Raw genomic sequence first — 204 nt, 5'->3', positions numbered from 1 at the left:
GGGATAACCTGCTGTAAATACGAGAAAAAGGAGCGCGCAGCGGCGAGTCCGTGCCTGCTGTGCGCAGCCTGGAAAAACTAAAACATCGGGGCTTGCGGGGCTGACATGGGAAGCGGGGACAAGCCGCCGGCTCGGTCACCGCAATACCCCTGTGGGAGCGGGCTTGCTCGCGAATACGGTGTAACAGTCGCCATCAACATCGAC

Origin of the sequence: Pseudomonas sp. LAMO17WK12:I5, from assembly GCF_900215165.1 — a bacterium.
GTDB classification, from domain to species: domain Bacteria; phylum Pseudomonadota; class Gammaproteobacteria; order Pseudomonadales; family Pseudomonadaceae; genus Aquipseudomonas; species Aquipseudomonas putida_A.
The sequence above is the reverse complement of the archived record's forward strand: the minus strand, read 5'-3'. Positions refer to the sequence as shown.